Source organism: Nostoc sp. UHCC 0870, assembly GCF_022063185.1.
Lineage (GTDB): Bacteria > Cyanobacteriota > Cyanobacteriia > Cyanobacteriales > Nostocaceae > Trichormus.
On sequence record NZ_CP091913.1, the window covers coordinates 3713005 to 3730017 of the forward strand.

Annotated in this window: 12 protein-coding genes; 8 read left to right on the forward strand and 4 right to left on the reverse strand. The window is 42.4% G+C overall.

Annotated features, from left to right (window positions below):
* Positions 1 to 154: 154 nt before the first annotated feature.
* Positions 155 to 2257 carry a TonB-dependent receptor plug domain-containing protein gene (locus L6494_RS15690; protein WP_237988652.1) on the forward strand — a complete coding sequence of 701 codons (2103 nt, stop codon included), beginning with the start codon at positions 155 to 157 and terminating at the stop codon, positions 2255 to 2257.
* Positions 2258 to 2364: 107 nt separating this feature from the next.
* Here L6494_RS15690 and namA read toward each other — a convergent pair whose 3' ends face one another.
* Together namA and L6494_RS15700 are read right to left on the reverse strand one after the other, a co-directional pair.
* The gene (gene namA, locus L6494_RS15695) at positions 2365 to 3429 is read right to left on the reverse strand and encodes an NADPH dehydrogenase NamA (RefSeq protein WP_237988654.1); all 1065 of its coding nucleotides are present in this window, start codon (positions 3427 to 3429) and stop codon (positions 2365 to 2367) included.
* Between the two features lie 96 nt (positions 3430 to 3525).
* Positions 3526 to 3753, reverse strand: a complete 228-nt coding sequence (locus L6494_RS15700) for a hypothetical protein (RefSeq protein ID WP_237988656.1) — start codon at positions 3751 to 3753, stop codon at positions 3526 to 3528.
* A gap of 730 nt (positions 3754 to 4483) precedes the next feature.
* Between L6494_RS15700 and L6494_RS15705 the strand changes: the two genes are divergently transcribed.
* The 3 genes from L6494_RS15705 to L6494_RS15715 are packed head-to-tail and all read left to right on the forward strand — an operon-like array spanning position 4484 to position 9722.
* Positions 4484 to 5890, forward strand: a complete 1407-nt coding sequence (locus tag L6494_RS15705; RefSeq protein WP_237988658.1) for a glycoside hydrolase 100 family protein — start codon at positions 4484 to 4486, stop codon at positions 5888 to 5890.
* Positions 5891 to 5943: 53 nt separating this feature from the next.
* Complete coding sequence (locus L6494_RS15710) at positions 5944 to 8400, forward strand: hybrid sensor histidine kinase/response regulator (RefSeq protein ID WP_237988659.1); 2457 nt, start codon at positions 5944 to 5946, stop codon at positions 8398 to 8400.
* 41 nt (positions 8401 to 8441) lie between these two features.
* Positions 8442 to 9722, forward strand: coding sequence for a sensor histidine kinase (locus L6494_RS15715; protein WP_237988660.1), 1281 nt, complete (start codon positions 8442 to 8444; stop codon positions 9720 to 9722).
* 81 nt (positions 9723 to 9803) lie between these two features.
* Here L6494_RS15715 and L6494_RS15720 read toward each other — a convergent pair whose 3' ends face one another.
* Entirely contained in the window at positions 9804 to 10982 is a 1179-nt protein-coding gene (locus L6494_RS15720; RefSeq protein ID WP_237988661.1) for a phosphoserine transaminase, read from the reverse strand.
* A 309-nt stretch (positions 10983 to 11291) separates the two neighbouring features.
* Here L6494_RS15720 and L6494_RS15725 point away from each other — a divergent pair, with 309 nt between their 5' ends.
* From L6494_RS15725 to hpsU, 4 genes are all read left to right on the forward strand, one after another.
* Positions 11292 to 13064: a serine/threonine-protein kinase gene (locus tag L6494_RS15725; RefSeq protein WP_237988662.1), complete on the forward strand. Its 1773-nt coding sequence runs from the start codon at positions 11292 to 11294 to the stop codon at positions 13062 to 13064.
* A gap of 299 nt (positions 13065 to 13363) precedes the next feature.
* Positions 13364 to 14155 carry a hypothetical protein gene (locus tag L6494_RS15730; protein WP_237988663.1) on the forward strand — a complete coding sequence of 264 codons (792 nt, stop codon included), beginning with the start codon at positions 13364 to 13366 and terminating at the stop codon, positions 14153 to 14155.
* Positions 14156 to 14277: 122 nt separating this feature from the next.
* Entirely contained in the window at positions 14278 to 15204 is a 927-nt protein-coding gene (locus L6494_RS15735; protein WP_237996039.1) for a glycosyltransferase family 2 protein, read from the forward strand.
* Positions 15205 to 15502: 298 nt separating this feature from the next.
* Complete coding sequence (gene hpsU / locus L6494_RS15740; RefSeq protein WP_237988664.1) at positions 15503 to 16069, forward strand: hormogonium polysaccharide biosynthesis acetyltransferase HpsU; 567 nt, start codon at positions 15503 to 15505, stop codon at positions 16067 to 16069.
* 104 nt (positions 16070 to 16173) lie between these two features.
* On the opposite strand, the gene L6494_RS15745 is transcribed toward hpsU, so the two are convergent.
* Positions 16174 to 16941 carry a DUF928 domain-containing protein gene (locus L6494_RS15745; protein ID WP_237988665.1) on the reverse strand — a complete coding sequence of 256 codons (768 nt, stop codon included), beginning with the start codon at positions 16939 to 16941 and terminating at the stop codon, positions 16174 to 16176.
* Between the last annotated feature and the right edge of the window lie 72 nt (positions 16942 to 17013).

Consider the following 17013-nt stretch of genomic DNA (forward strand, 5'->3'; position numbering starts at 1 on the left):
TCTGTCAAACTTAAAAATAAGTGAACCCAGCAAATAAGACAGGCTGTCAAAGTAAAATAATTCGATAAAAGTGCTTGACATATATTCGTATTTATCGATACTGTTTTGTTTGGTTAATAAATACAAATAATCATTTTAATTTTTGGAGAACTCAATGAAGCAAGAGTTATGGGTGCTGCCATTAAGTTTATTGGGTGCATTCGTTGGTTCACCATCATTAGCATCAGAGATTGCAGTTGAAGAATTAGATATTAATAAAAAATCGCAAAATATTAATTTAAATATTCTGCAAATAAGTGAGTTAACCCAACACTATACCGATGCTAAATTATTGATGCAGCCATCGGAGTTACACTCAGTTCAAGCTGAGAAATTAGCACAAACTGAAGTGCCATTAGAAGATGATGCAGATATCAGCTTGGAAACCATAGGAGAACAAGACTCACTACCCCAATCAACACCGACTTACGTTATTGAAAAAGAAGAAATTCAAAAACAGGGAGCAACAAGCGTTGCTGATGTTTTGAAAAGAATGCCGGGGTTTGCTATCAATGATGCTGGACATGGCGCAGACATTCACACAGGTACATATTATCGCGGACATTCAATTAACCAGTCTGTCTTTTTAATTAATGGTAGACCGATTAATAATGATGTGAATACTTATCACGGTGCGACAGATTTAAATAGTATTCCTGTAGAAGCAATTGAGAGAATAGAAGTATCTAGCGGTGCATCTACAGCCTTGTATGGTTCTTCAGCTTTTGGCGGAGTAATTAATATTATTACTAAACAAGGGAGCAGCACTCCAAGGTTTAACGCCTCAGCAGAATTTGGTTCGTTGAATTTAAATAATCAACAAACTAGTTTGAGTAGTGGTGGTAAAAACTTTAGATATAATTTGAGCTTTGAACGATTTTTTATTGATAATCGTTATAAAGTACCTCAAGGTGCAGCTAACCGCGATGCTAGCGGTAATTTATTCAATGCAGATACAGCTACTAGCACCTATTTTGGTAACGTTGCTGTTGATTTGAATCCCAAAAATACCTTGAGTTTTGATGTAAAAAAACTCAGTAGCCGTAGGGGTTTGATCTATTTTGGCTTCCCTTTGCAAAGAGATAGGTTAGACCACGATGGATTAAATATTGGTTTATCATGGCGATCGCAACTTGCGAAAGACTCTAACCTTACCACTACACTAGGTTATAACCAAGACTACTTTAATACTTACGGCCCTACGGTTTTTCAAGGCAACACATTTTACCGCACTGGCACGTTAGACACACAAAACTTAACAGCCAGAGTAGACCATGAATGGCGACTCACCGCTAATAATCGTCTACGTTGGGGTTTAGATTTAAAAAATACCAATTTAGATGGGATTACTAACAGCAACAGCCCCAATCGAATCGCGTTGAATGAAGAAGAAAATCGCAGTGTATTGAATACAGCCTTATTTGCGGTTAATACTTGGGATTTGAGCGACAATTTTCAGGTAGATTTAGGTTTAAGACAAAACTTTGATTCCCAATTTGGTAATTACCTCAATCCCAGTGTGGGTATGCGTTACGTAATGTCCCCAAATTTGGCTGTGCGGGGAAGTTGGGCTGGTGGACAACGTAACCCTGGGTTAGACCAGTTATATCTTTATGATACAGTGCATGGTTGGCTGTCTAATCCAGATTTAAAACCAGAAACGGGTTCATCATGGACTGCTGGGCTAGATGTTAATTTTACTCAGGATTTAACCGGACAATTTACTTACTTTGGTAGTAGTTTAGATAATCGTCTGGGAATTATTCAAGGGCAATGGCAAAATATTGGGCTAGTTGATACCAATGGCTTAGAAGCTGCATTACGTTGGCGATTTACTAGGAATTGGTCAACGTTTGTTAACTACACTTACACCGATGCTCAAATTAAAACAGGAACAGAGCGCGGTTTGCAATTAGGTTTGATTCCTTATTCTAATTTGCAAGCTGGAATTGGCTATCAACAAAATGGATGGCAAGCTAATTTATACGCTACATACAATAGTGGTGCGCGAAGGGCTTTGTTTAATAATCCAGGTGATAAGAATACAGATTTTGTACCATCCTACGTAAATTTTGATTTGAGTGGGCGCATCCCTTTAAGTAAAGGTTTGGGGCTGACGTTTTATTTAGAAAATTTATTGGGTGAACAATACGAACGGGTGAACAGAATTTATAGTCCTGGGTTTACTTTCCGGGTTGGTTTAAGTTCAGAAATTTAGAGGAAATAATAATTCGTAATCGGGAATACGTTGACACTTGACACAGTATGTAACAAGTCTGACACACTGAGAGAAGGTTGCTGATCAGTTAGGATGAAGGGAAATTATCACCAGGCTCGATCATATTGAACCGGCCAATGTTTCTCATATCCTAGTTCTTTAGCAGCTAAGTGAGGCCAGTAGGGATTGCGGAGTAATTCCCGCCCCAAAAGCACCATGTCGGCTACGCCATCGCGGATGATTTTGTCTGCTTGTTCGGGGGAAGTGATTAAGCCGACTGCACCTGTGGCGATATTACTTTCTTGACGAATGCGTTGAGCAAATTGGGTTTGATATCCGGGTTTTACTGGAATGTTGATACCGGGTATAATTGCCCCGGAAGAACAATCAATGAGGTCTACACCAAGAGATTTAAGTTCTTTACTTAAGGTAATACTTTGTTCCATATCCCAACCCTTATCTACCCAATCTGTGGCAGAAATGCGGACAAACAGAGGGTATGTTTGCGGCCATATTTCTCGGACGGCGGTAACGACTTCTCGCAATAAACGGGTACGGTTTTCAAAGCTACTACCGTAATTATCTTGGCGTTGGTTGACTAAAGGTGAGAGAAACTGATGTAATAAGTAGCCGTGGGCTGCATGGATTTCTATGACTTTGAAACCAGCTTGTAAAGAACGTTGGGTAGCTTGGACAAAGGCTTGAATAACTTGCTGGATTCCTTCTAAACTGAGGGCTTCGGGTACTGGACTATCTTTACTAAAAGCGATCGCACTACTCGAAACCACTGGCCGCCAACCTTCTTGGGATTCATCTAAAAATTTTCCCCCGCGACTAGGTTTAGCTGTGCTGGCTTTTCTCCCTGCATGGGCTAGTTGAATACCTGCTACAGCCCCAAAGTTATGTATTAATCCCACAATCTTAGCTAAATATTCTATGTGGTCATCTGACCAAATTCCTAAATCTTGGGGACTAATCCGGCCACGAGGTTCTACAGCCGCCGCTTCTGTAATTATTAAACCTGCACCACCTACTGCACGGGATGCTAAATGAACCAAATGCCAGTCGTTAGCAAATCCATTGGTGCTGGAATATTGACACATGGGCGACATGGCGATGCGGTTGCGAAAGGTAACTTCACGAAGCTTGAATGGTTCAAATAGGTGTGCCATTGAGACTAATTCCTTCTCTGATTCGGTAAAAATTGGGAATGGAATTGGTGTTACACCGCAGGCGATCGCATTTAATTGGGAATGGGAAATTGGCTATTATGTATTCCTTCCTTTCTGGAATCTTGCCTTTTTCCAATTCACACCCATAAATGATTTTGGATTTTCTCCTGGAAGCACGGTATTTTGTCCTTGACATTCCCAAATATCGTGGTTTTCTTGTTCTTGATTTATTAGTAAGTGTAAATTCCCTGGCAATTGGGTACTTTGGCAGATTGAATATATTTCTGCCGATAACATTTCTCTTTCAATGTGTCCAAAAAACATAACTACAATCTCTCTTGCTAAAGAACACTTAATTTTTCCTAAAAATTTGGATAGTGATTGCTATATTTTTTAAGATTAAATTAATATATCTTGGAATTAAAAATGTTATCTAGATAGCACTCTAGTCCCAAGACAAAAAACAAAGTTTTAATGATTTATCCTTAATATTACAACCTTCTGCTAGTTTTGATAGTATTAAGAAGGATGACAATTTTCAATATTTATTCATAAAGGAATAGGGTTCAGTTGAGAAAAGGGTCAATTGGGTTATATCAGTAAACAGTTATCAGTGCAAGAGAATTGGTTAAAGGTTTGACAGTCGTATTCCCCAAGACTGACAGCAGTTTCTTGTACTGATAATTAAAACTGATAACGAGTTAATGCTAGCCAAGTGCAGAGAAATATATGCTAGGGTAACAAAGAAGGCACATCCAAATTACGATGTAAGTTCAGAGATTAGTTAGGCGATCGCCAGTAAAGATGCCTCATCAGAGTAAATATTGCCCTAAGTAGTTCCCAAAACCATACTCTAAGGTTATTCCACCGCAGACTTTAACGCGTAAATAAGGCAACTGCTAAAAGTCATATTTTTTAGCGTATTAGTAGTTCAGAAGAAATAGCAGCAGTTTCTTGAGCTTTATCTGATTTCCTTTCATCTTTGGTCAGCTTGAAAGTTGATTTGCTGTGCTTTCCAAGATGGATTTGAGAGTAGTAATAGAACTAAGTGCTTATGAAAACTTCCACAATCAATCAAAAAAATTTCCAGCAAACAGAAGCTTGGCGACTCCTAGAAGAATCCATAATTTATTACCAGGGAAAACCCATTGGGACTGTAGCAGCTCACGATCCTGAATTGGAGGCACTCAACTATGATCAGTGTTTTCTCCGCGATTTTATTCCTTCTGCTTTAGTATTCCTCATGGAAGGTAAATCAGAAATTGTGCGTAACTTTTTAGTGGAGACACTGAAATTACAAAGCCATGAAAAGCAGATGGATTGCTTTCAACCTGGTTCGGGATTGATGCCTGCAAGTTTTAAAGTAGAATCCAATGGCAGCGAGGAATATTTAATTGCTGATTTTGGTGAACAAGCGATCGCACGCGTTCCGCCTATAGATTCTTGTTTGTGGTGGATTCTGCTGCTACGTGCCTATGAAAAAGCCACAGGGGACTTAGAATTAGCCCGTCAGCCACAATTTCAAGCCGGCATCAAGTTAATTTTGGATCTTTGCCTGGTACATCGGTTTGCCATGTACCCCACAATGTTAGTTCCCGATGGCGCATTTATGATTGACCGCCGGATGGGAGTTTACGAACACCCTTTAGAAATTCAGGTATTATTCTACGCAGCCATGCGGGCTTCTCGTGAGTTACTTTTACCCGATGGAGACGGGGGACGCTATATCGATAAAGTTAATGGCAGATTGGGTGCTTTGCACTATCACATCTGCAATTATTATTGGGTAGACCTGAAAAGGTTAAGAGAAATTTACCGTTACAAAGGAAATGAATTTGGTAAAGAAGTTGCCAATAAATTCAATATATACTCAGAATCAATTCCTAATTGGGTAATTGAGTGGCTACCCGAAAGTAGTGGTTATTTAGCCGGGAATTTGGGGCCGGGACGGATGGATTTTCGCTTCTTTGCTTTGGGTAATTTGATGGCAATTTTAACTTCTTTAGCTAGCGAAAAAGAATCTCAAAGCATCATGAATTTATTTGTGCATCGCTGGCAAGACTTAATTGGCTATATGCCTGTGAAAATTTGCTATCCGGCTATAGAAGGTTTAGAGTGGCGAATTGTCACAGGATGTGATCCCAAAAACATCCCTTGGTCTTATCATAATGGTGGTAATTGGCCGGTATTACTGTGGTTATTTACAGCTGCGGCAGTAAAAACCGGCAGAGTAGAACTAGCCCAAGAAGCGATCGCGATCGCTGAAAGTCGTTTAACCCAGGATAAATTCCCCGAATACTACGATGGCAACAATGGTCGTCTGATTGGCAAAGAAGCCAGAATCAATCAAACTTGGAGCGTAGCTGGATTATTAGCAGCAAAGCAGTTTTTAGCCAATCCACACTTCTTAGAATTAGTCACTTTTGCTGAGAGTTTTGAAGGTTTTGGGTGTAGTCTTTAATATACTCCTTAACAAATGGGCATCATAAATTATCAATCTTGAATCTATCATAGATGCCCATGTCCGTCGTCTGGTTCTGGCAATCTTCTCGATCAGCTAAAAAACCTGTCGGTGATTCGCCCTCATCTCTCAGTACAAACTTTAGTAAACCTTCGCGCAGCCTGTTAGCTAAGGTAATTGTGGGTGGTACTACTTTATTTGTAGTTGTAGCCACTTATTTCAGCTATCAGACGGTGCGAAGTATCATGTTAGCCAATCTCAAGGATCAAGTTCTCTCGGAGGTGGAACAGAGCCGAGATCAGATTGATCACTGGTTAGCAGTTCTCAAAGTTAGAGTTGAGATGTTGGCAAACACAGATTTAGTGCGCTCAGTGGATTGGTCGATCGCCAGTAAATATTTAAAAGCGGAAGACCAACGAATTGAAGATTTTTCACTCTTTGGTTTAACCACAGCAGATGGATGGCGAGAAAGTACAGTATTGCACAGTAAACGGGCAAATGTCATCGATAGACCCTGGTTTCAAAGGTCGATTTTAGGATATGTCCATGTTGGCGATCCCATGATTGCCAGAGCGAATGGAGTCTCATCAGTACCAATCTCATTTCCCATACGCAGAGACGGAAATTCATCGAGTTCTCCTATAGGTGTAGTGCATGGAAGCGTGGCTGTTGATCGCATCCAGTATGTCACAGAGACACTAAAATACGGCAAGAATAGCTATGCTTTTACTCTTAACTCCATTGGACAAGCGATCATCTATCCTAACCCCGACTTCATGAGTACAATTGAAAAGCCTGGGATCAAATTGGTGGATGCCGCAGATCGAGGTTTAGCGGCGATCGCTCAAAAGATGGTAAATCGGCAACAGGGTATTGAATTAGTCAACATAGATAAAACTCAAAAATATGTTGCGTTTCTACCTCTAAAAGAAGCTAACTGGTCAGTAGCACTCGTCATTCCCCGTGAAAATATCGAATCTCAGCTAAAACTCTTAGATAGCATTGCTCTGGCAATCTTAGCCTTGGCGGGAACACTGATTGGGGTGTTAGTTTATGTCCAATCTACTGAACAAGCCCAACTCAAACAATCAAAAGCGTTAGCGGATGCAGCCAAAGAAATTGCTGACAGTGCCAACCATGCTAAGAGTGAATTTCTCGCCAACATGAGCCACGAACTTCGCACACCGTTGAATGGGATTCTCGGCTATGCCCAAATTCTGGAACGCTCCAAAGCCTTGCCCGACAAAGAACGTCAGGGAATCCGTATCATCCACCAGTGTGGTTCTCACCTGCTAATGCTAATCAATGATATTCTGGATATCTCCAAAATCGAAGCCCGGAAACTGGAACTTGCCCCCCAAGCTTTCCACTTGCCATCTTTCCTGCAAGGTATTGTCGAAATTTGCTACATTCGGGCGGAGCAACAAAACATTGAGTTTCACTACGAACCTGATGCGGATTTACCCGTGGGTATCAGTGCAGATGAAAAACGTCTCCGCCAAGTATTGATTAACCTACTCGGTAACGCCATTAAGTTTACTGATCGCGGCCGTGTTACCCTACGAGTTCAAAGAATTGGGCTAAAGAGTGATTACACCGCCCAATTGCGCTTTAGCATCGCCGATACTGGTGTGGGTATTGCGCCAGCAGATATCAACAAACTCTTCCAAACCTTTGAACAAGTGGGAGAGCAGAAGCGCAAAGCCGAAGGAACGGGACTAGGATTAGCCATTAGCCAACAGTTTGTAGGGTTAATGGGTGGACAGATCCAAGTCAAAAGTCAGTTGGGTATCGGTAGTGAGTTCTTCTTTGAGATCATTCTGCCCTTAGCAAATGACTGGAGTCAACAGCAGACCGCATCCGCAGGTAAAATTATTGGCTACGAAGGCTCACAGCAGCATATTTTAGTCATAGACGATCGCTGGGAGAATCGCTCCATCTTGCTCAATCTGCTAGAGCCTTTAGGGTTCATCATCATCGAAGCAGAAGATGGACAAGCAGGCTTAGACCAAATTCAGCAACATCGCCCCGATTTAGTCATTACTGACTTAGCTATGCCAATCATGGATGGTTTTGAGCTGCTGCGACAGATTCGGGAAAATGAACAACTGCGATCGCTCAAAGTCATTGTCTCTTCTGCCTCGGTTGCTCAAATCGATCAACAAATGAGCATTGATGCTGGTGGCGATGATTTCCTTGTCAAACCAGTGCAAGTCAATGATTTGTTCAGACTGCTGGAAAAACATCTTGAACTGACTTGGAAAACTGAAGACATCCCCGATCAATCAGTAGATCAGCAACCAACAGAACTAACTCCACCCCCCATAACTGATCTCCAGGCTTGGTTAGAACTCGTGCAAGAGGGGCGATTGAAGAAGCTAATAACAGCCGCAGAACAACTGGAGCAACATAGTCATCAATACCAACCTTTCACTCAGAAGATTATCCAACTGGCAAAACAGTTCCAAAGTGAACAACTCGAACAATTCATACAGCAGTATCTCTCATAAGCATCTGCTACTGCACTTTTATTGATTTCCACAGTTCCAATATGACGTACACACCGCCAATATCTACCATTACAGGTTTAGTTTTAATTGTTGATGATACGCCTACCAACCTAGAGGTAATTTCAGAGACCCTCAGTGATGCGGGCTTTGATATAGCTATAGCCACCAGTGGCGATCGCGCTCTCAAACAAATCGAACGCTGCCGCCCCGACTTGATTTTACTAGATGTGATGATGCCTGGAATCGATGGATTTGAAACCTGCCGACGGATCAAAGCCAATGACAGCACCCGCCATATTCCCATCATTTTTATGACTGCCCTTTCCGATAGTGACAGCAAAGTGAAGGCATTGGAACTAGGTGCTGTAGATTATATAGTCAAACCCTTCTATGATAAAGAGGTTCTAGCACGAGTCAGTACCCATTTGCACCTGTCTCACCTCACCCAAAACCTCGCAGCACAAGTCGCCGAAAAAGTAGCAGAACTAGAAGCTTCGCAACTACAACTGATTCAAAATGAAAAAATGTCTGCTCTCGGTAATCTGATCTCCGGGGTTGCCCATGAAATCAATAATCCCATCGGCAGTATTGTCGGTAACGTCAATATGTTACAGGATTATATTAATGACTTGTTAGGCATTATCGATCTCTATGGACGGAAACTTCCTCAACCTGATGTAGAAATTGAGCATGAACTGGAAGCCGTCGATCTCGATTACATTCGAGAAGATTTACCCAAACTAATTCGTGCTATGAAAGATGCAGGAGATCGCATTATCTCTATCAGCAAAAGTTTGGGTATTTTTTCTCGTGCTGATAGCAACACCAAGCAATTTTTTAATATCCATGAAGGCATTGATAGCACTATTTTAATTCTCAAACATCGTCTCAAAGCTAACGAACGATTTCCAGAAATTACAGTTATCAGAAACTATGATAATTTACCTGAACTAAAATGTTTTCCTGGTCAGTTAAATCAGGTATTTATGAATATCTTAGCCAATGCCATTGATGCTTTAAATGAATCCAATCAAGGACACAGTTTTGAGGAAATTCGAGCTAATCCCAACCTCATTACAATTACTACATCAGGAAATGACAACTATGTAAAAATCTCAATTGCTGACAATGGTAAGGGAATAAGTGAAGAAGTTAGACAAAAAATATTTGACCATTTATATACTACTAAACCTGTGGGAAAAGGTACAGGTTTAGGTTTAGCTATAGCCAGACAAATTGTCGAAGAAACCCACGGTGGCAAGTTGATTTGTAATTCTATCCTTGGTAAAGGTACTGAGTTTATAATTGAGCTTCCACTATAAAAGGATAAGCAAGGGAGCGATGCCTGCGGCGAGCGTAGCCATCGCGGATGGTGTGGGGATAATTCGTAATTACGAATTATTTCAAGCTACAGCAGCAAACTCACTTTTCAAAGTAGCGTATGCCCAATCTAACCAAGGAAGTAAAGCTTCAATATCTGTAGTTTCTACCGTAGCTCCTCCCCAAATTCTAAGTCCAGGAGGTGCAGAACGATAAGGGGCAATATCGTAAGCTACTTGTTGTTTTTCTAAAAGTTTCGCCATTTTCTTAGCGAATTTCCCTTGGTCTTCTGGACTGAGACTAGCAAAACTTGCGTCAACTATTTTTAAGCAGATAGAAGTACAAGAACGGGTTTCTGGTTTGTCTGCCAAGAAACCAGCCCAACTGCTTTGTTCAACCCAGGTGCTAATTGCCGCTAAATTGGCTTCACTACGTCTAATTAAGCCGGAAAGTCCCCCAATACTTTCTGCCCAAATTAGGGCATCTAGGGCATCTTCTACACACAACATTGATGGTGTATTGATCGTATCTCCTTTGAAAATGCCTTCAATTAACTTGCCTTTTTGTGATAGACGGAAAATTTTTGGTATAGGCCAACTTGGCTGATAAGTTTCTAGTCTTTCTACAGCGCGGGGTGAGAGAACAACGACACCATGCTGTGCTTCCCCACCTAAGACTTTTTGCCAAGAATAGGTCAGCACATCGATTTTTTCCCAAGGTATATCCATTGCAAACACCGCAGAAGTGGCATCACAAATGGTTAGTCCTTCACGGTCATCGGGAATCCAATCACCATTGGGAACTCTCACGCCGGATGTTGTGCCATTCCACAAAAACACGACATCATGGCTAAAATCAACTTCTTCTAAATTGGGTAAGCTGCCATAGGGTGCTTTCATCAAGCGGACATCAGACAATTTCAACTCATCTACGACATCTTTAACCCATTCTTGACCAAAACTTTCCCACGCCAGGATATCAAGGGGTCTTTGTCCCAGTAGTGACCATAACGCCATCTCTACTGCACCAGTATCGGAAGCGGGAACAATACCCAAGCGGTAATCAGCAGGAAGACCGAGAATTTGTTTGGAACGTTCAATTACGGCTGCTAATTTGGCTTTGCCATCTTCCGATCTGTGGGAACGACCTAAACAAGCATTTTGCAAATTAGCAACAGACCAGCCAGGATGCTTGGCACAGGGGCCGGAGGAAAAATTAGGATTTTGGGGTTTGGTTGTAGGGAGAGTAGGATACTCTGACATGGTTGCAGTAGGTGGTATTCAGTAGCTAGTAATGATGTAGATACTACATTACCGGATATCTGGGGTGTTGTGGCAAACTTTGTGGAGCGATCGCCTACGCCGGGGTGGAGCATCATCGCTCTTACTTTAGTTAGTCTTCCAAATGGCTGCAAATAGTTACTATGAAAAATTAATAGTTAGAATATGGTGGCTAAGATGATTAGTATACTTGCCAAAGTATCTATTACATGATTCAGATTCTCCAATCCCCAATCCCCGGTCCCCACATCGTGATGTACATTGAGAAATAGCGCACATATTTAACTGTTCATGACATCTATTTTGCTGAACAATCGCTATCAAGTTATTCAGGTACTCGGTGCTGGTGGGTTTGGGGAAACCTTTTTGGCGGAAGATACTCATATGCCTTCTCGCCGTCGTTGCGTGATTAAGCAACTCAAACCCATTGCGAATGACCCCCAAGCCTATCAAATGATTCAACAAAGGTTTGAGAGGGAAGCCGCAACTTTGGAATATCTGGGTGAACATAGCGACCAAATCCCCAAACTCCATGCTTATTTTTTAGAGAATGGACAGTTTTACCTGGTGCAAGAATGGATTCAAGGTCAAACGCTGAGGGGTTTGCTGGAAGCTAAAGGATACCAGAGTGAAACTATTGTCCGGCAAATTGTCTTGAGTCTATTATCGGTGTTAGATTATGTCCACAGTAAAGGGATTATTCACCGGGATATTAAGCCAGATAATATTATTCTCCGTGCTGTTGACCAAAAGCCAGTTTTAATTGATTTTGGTGCAGTTAAAGAAACGATTCGTTCTGTGGTAGGTTCTCCAGGATATCCTACACGTTCGATGGTGATTGGTACACCGGGATATATGCCTAGTGAACAAGCTGTAGGTAGACCAGTTTATGCCACTGATATCTATAGTTTAGGTTTAACAGCGATTTATCTGTTGACTGGTAAACATCCTGAAGAATTACCAACTCACCCCCAAACCGGCGAGATTATTTGGGAACGAAACGCGCCGCATATTTCCCCGGATTTTGCTAGGGTGCTGACTCAGGCGATTAAACCCCAGGCGAGCGATCGCTTCACCACTGCCAGTAAAATGCTGTATGCTCTATCTGCTGGTGATAATACGCCTATACAGTCGGTTGTTAATCCTCCTCAAGCAACCCAACAAACCCAAGCTATACCTATTCCCCAAAAAATCTCTCCTAACAAAAAACAACAGCCTGTTTGGATATTTGGCGTTTTAATCGTAGGTGGTTTGATAGGTGGAGTAGCACTATCTAGTCTGACTCGCCAACCCCCATCTGAAACAATAGTCAGTGATTCTATCCCCTCACCAAAATTTCAGAATCCTGATGTTTTAGCATCTAATCCTCCCGTTTCTGCGCCATTTTCTCCACCCCCTGTTACCCCCAACTCTACCCCGCAGCCAGAAACCCCTCCTCCTGAAACCCCAACCAACAATCGCCCCCTAGATTCTGATCCTCCTCCTATTCCAGTGGATACTCCCGCGCCTCAAGTTCCAGCAACACCACCAGTAGAAATGGAGAATGAGACTGTTGTTGTCCCACCACAAGAAGATCCATTACCACCAAACCCACCTCCCAAGAAACAAAAAAGCAATACTACTAGACAAAGTGTTCCAGCTTTCCCCACAGGGACATCCAGAAGCACCGTAGAGGCGAAACTAGGAAAGCCAAATAGAGATTTAAGAGGTGCGTGGGGAAAAACCCGCGCTGTTGTCTATAAATTAGTACCCAACCAAGTTGACTTAGGTTATTTATTTGACCGCAATACAGGTGTGCTAAAACAAACTGAGGTAGCCTTTGCCCAGTCTGTAGACCCACAATTGATGCAGACTACTTTAAATGGAATGCTAAATGGTCAAGCCTCGCCCAAAATTCAGCAGGGACTACAACAAATACAACAGCGTCAGTTAGAAGATTTTAGTTTTGCTGTCGGTTCAGTTAAAGGTCAGATTATCCGGCAGAATTGCGATTTAATTTACATTAGTGTTTGGGATGCAGATTTACACGATTTTGTGAATCCTGCATCTGCTAAGAAGTGCTGAGTAATGAGTGGGGATACGCACTTATTACTCAAAACTCAGCACTAATTTTTGACTTTATGCCAAAATGGGCGAAAGATAAAAATCTTGTTAGACCCATTTCTAAATAACGCCGTGTGCAACTTTCTTTCAAACCTAACCCCCAACCCCTTCCCTTCCCTTGTAGTGAAGGGAGAATATGTAGAGACGTTGCATGCAACGTCTCTACAGTTGTAGGGGAAAGGTTTGGAGAGGGGTTTCCAAAATAAGTTGCACATCGCGTTAAATATTAAAAACCAAATAGTAGTTTTTAAGGAAAAGTTATGAAAGCAGGGATAAAACGCATTGAAGCAACTCTACATGATTTAGGAACTCGTGATACTACTGCCACAGACGCGGGCGAAAATACCAAGCGGCCTGTGTCGTTTAGAATTAGTGTTGCAGGTAAGGAAGGTACAGACAGTCAAACCCCAGAACAGATAGAAGAATTAAGCACTGACACCCACACGGAAACTACTGATACCCAAAATTTATTTCCTCATCACAGTTCTGTACAAACCTTTGCTACAGAGGACGATGGTGGAAAAACCCCAAACCTACCCAAATTTAAAACTCCCAGCTTCAGTAACCATCGTCACGGTGCTAATCCAGCATTAGCTACGAATATCCTCCAAGAAATTCACGAACACGTAGCTGGTTGGCAACAAGAACTGCATACTATTGTGGAGCGAATCCAGGATATTTACTTAGAAGGCCCCATTGTCAACGGTTGGTTAGAATCTAATCCTTGGGACACAGAACACGGGGGAACTGCCACACTCCGCCACGGAGAAGTAGAACGCCTGATGGATTATGTAGAAGAAATTTGTACACCTGATGGTAATAAAATACCCCATCAAAACCTACGGACAGGTTATCGCCTTTGTGGTGTGGATGCTTCAGGTAAAGTATGGTCACGTCCCTGTCCACCCAATCAGCTAGCGACAGTCAGCATGGCGATCGCACGTTATCAAAAATTACGTCAACTTCTAGGACGCAAGCAATACCTAGAAACTCGCCTCAGTCAACTAGCAGAAACTTTGGTGGTTTTACACAGCCATATTCAGCAGGTATAAATTAGGTGACAGGGGACAGGGGACAGGTGACAGGGTGGGGATTGGGGATTGGGGACTGGGGAAGAGGTTATTAATTTTGAATTTTGAATTTTGAATTTTGAATTTTGAATTCCCCGAAGGGGTTGACTAATATGCAAATCTCTGCTGTTATATGTACTCACAATCGGGATAATTATCTAGGTGCGGCGATTGATAGCCTGTTGGGGCAGGATTTCGCGGGGGAATTTGAGGTCATAGTGGTGGATAATGGGTCAAGCGATCGCACTCGTGAAGTGACGGAAGAAAGGGCGAGTAATCCCCGCTTAAAGTATGTTTTTGAACCTACTCTTGGTTTATCTGTGGCTCGCAACACGGGCGCAAAAGAGGCGAAGTCTGAAATATTAGCGTATTTAGATGATGATGCAGTTGCTAGTGCTGGTTGGCTGCAAGTATTGTATGATGCTTATCAACATAATTCTCAGCTAGCGATCGCTGGTGGTAAGGTCACTCTATTATGGCCTGCGAATATTGAACCACCTTCATGGTTATCTGCTGGTTTAGCCGGCAATTTAGGAGCTTATGACTTAGGTGATAGCGTGGTTTACATTGATAAACCAGGTTTAACCCCCAGAGGTTTAAATTACTCTATCCGCCGTCAGTTTCTCGATAAAATCGGTGGTTTTGACCCCCAACTCGGTAGAGTTGGTAAAAATCTCCTCTCTAACGAAGAACTCCTGATGACGGAACTGGCACTTAAACAGGGTTGGCAAGTTGCCTATCTTCCCACCGCTTTAGTTGCTCATAACGTCGCTCCAGAACGCATCAATCGTTCCTGGTTTTTAAACCGTGGTTGGTGGCAAGGTATTAGCGAATGCTATCGGGAACAACTGGCGGGTAAAGCCGGAATTGCCCAGTTTGGTAGAGGTGGTGAAAGGTTTGTTCGTGGCTTGTATAAAGCATTACAGTATGCCTTTAAAGATCCAGCCGAAAGCTTTGATAACTTTGTTTATAGCTATGGACAGATAGGTTACTTAAACGCCGTCATTCAAGGTCTGTTGTTTAAAAAGTAAGGGACACGTGACAGGTGACAGGTGACAGGTGACAGGTGACAGGTGATAGGTGACAGGTGACAGGTGACAGGTGACAGGTGATAGGTGACAGGTGACAGGTGACAGGTGACAGGTGATAGGTGACAGGTGATAGGTGACAGGCTTCCGCCGTGAGCGTCAGCCGAACGGTGATAGGTGATAGGTGATAGGGGAGATTTCTACCCAATGATTAATTTTGAATTTTGTAGCTTGCTTCTCTAATGAGACGCTACCGCGAACCCGATAGGGTATTTTGAATTTTGAATTGGAGCGAAGCGACTTGACTAATGACTCTTTTGTAGATTTACGCAAATATGACCAATCTTGGTTTGATCGGGGGCGGCCTGGTTGGTATATTTTATTATGGTGGTTCGTGCAGGCGATCGCTTTTCCTCTGACGCTGCATTCTTTTAATGGTCTGCGTTGTTGGCTACTGCGACTGTTTGGAGCGCGTATTGGCAAAGGTGTAATTATTCGCCCTACAGCCCGTTTTACTTATCCTTGGAAAGTTACCGTTGGTGATTACACTTGGATTGGTGATGATGTAGTTGTATATAGTTTAGATGAGATTCATATCGGTGAACACTGCGTCATTTCGCAAAAAAGTTATTTATGTACCGGTAGCCATGATATTCAAGACCCTGCCTTTGGCTTGAAAACCGCAACTATTACCATTGGTAACGGCGTATGGGTAGCTACAGATTGTTTTGTAGCACCAGGAGTGCAAATTGGTGCTAATGCTGTAATTGGCGCACGTAGCAGTGTTTTGGCTGATATGCCATCAGGACAAGTTTGTTGGGGTAGTCCTTGCCGTCCCCAATATCCTAGAGTAATGAGTAATGAGTAATGAGTAATGAGTAATGAGTGGGCATTGTATTTTTCTCCCCCTGCTTCCCCTGCTTTCCCTGCTTTCTTTTCCCCAGTCCCCAGTCCCCAGTCCCCAGTCCCCAATCAAGGTTCACTTGGCAGTAATGGTTGAGATGCAACATCCTCTAAGCGGATGCTAGTGAGTAAATGCTGCCACTTTTCTTGAATTGCTTTATCTTTGGGGTTTTCTTGGTGTAATTGCGATAATGTTTTTAATGCTTCGTGCCAAATCCCATGTTGGAGATATATATCCAAACGTTGCAGAGGTGTAGCTGTCTTTAGTTTTTCAGTAACTTTTTTGTCAAGTGTGACTCGTTTTATTACCCCTTCTACGTAAGTTGGGGGCGAATCTTTTTGTGGGTCGCAGTTAACGGTGAGAAACCAGCGATATCGTTTATTTACTGCCAAAGAAATGTTTTGCGGGACAGAAATACTGATGATTCCTGGGTTTTCTGGAAGAGCGATCGCTTTTCGATAAATTGAATCTGACTTGTGATCTTGTAATACAAATTCTGTAGGATACTCAGAACTTCGAGAGTATGGGATAAAAAACATCAGGGTCGGATGTGCTTCTGTAGTTAATCCCCAGACGTTGATGACAGTGGGAACATCTTGTGTATAGGGTACTAAAGCTGTAAGTTGGGGTTCTGCTAAGGGACACAAACCCCGTTTAGCACCACCACGGACGCGACCTCCAGGGGGCGACTCAGAAGTAGGTAGTGGTGGTGGGTTAAAGCTAACTTTTTTAATCTGGTTGACATCTGAGCTAACTGGTGCAGGTTTAGCCAGTACCAAGGTTTGACCGGCGAAAAAACTTGTGTAGCCAATGGCTAGTGAGAGCAATATTTTCATATTAAGTTAGTAGTTTTGCTATCAAGAAATAGGGGTGTGGGGGTGTAGGGGTGTAGGGGTAGAAAAACTGAT

Coding starts and splice junctions, on each gene's coding strand:
- L6494_RS15730 (WP_237988663.1), top strand. CDS start 13,364: ATGAAAGCAGGGATAAAACGCATTGAAGCAACTCTACATGATTTAGGA.
- L6494_RS15720 (WP_237988661.1), bottom strand. CDS start 10,982: ATGTCAGAGTATCCTACTCTCCCTACAACCAAACCCCAAAATCCTAAT.
- L6494_RS15705 (WP_237988658.1), top strand. CDS start 4,484: ATGAAAACTTCCACAATCAATCAAAAAAATTTCCAGCAAACAGAAGCT.
- L6494_RS15700 (WP_237988656.1), bottom strand. CDS start 3,753: ATGTTTTTTGGACACATTGAAAGAGAAATGTTATCGGCAGAAATATAT.
- L6494_RS15710 (WP_237988659.1), top strand. CDS start 5,944: ATGCCCATGTCCGTCGTCTGGTTCTGGCAATCTTCTCGATCAGCTAAA.
- L6494_RS15690 (WP_237988652.1), top strand. CDS start 155: ATGAAGCAAGAGTTATGGGTGCTGCCATTAAGTTTATTGGGTGCATTC.
- L6494_RS15745 (WP_237988665.1), bottom strand. CDS start 16,941: ATGAAAATATTGCTCTCACTAGCCATTGGCTACACAAGTTTTTTCGCC.
- L6494_RS15725 (WP_237988662.1), top strand. CDS start 11,292: ATGACATCTATTTTGCTGAACAATCGCTATCAAGTTATTCAGGTACTC.
- L6494_RS15715 (WP_237988660.1), top strand. CDS start 8,442: ATGACGTACACACCGCCAATATCTACCATTACAGGTTTAGTTTTAATT.
- namA (WP_237988654.1), bottom strand. CDS start 3,429: ATGGCACACCTATTTGAACCATTCAAGCTTCGTGAAGTTACCTTTCGC.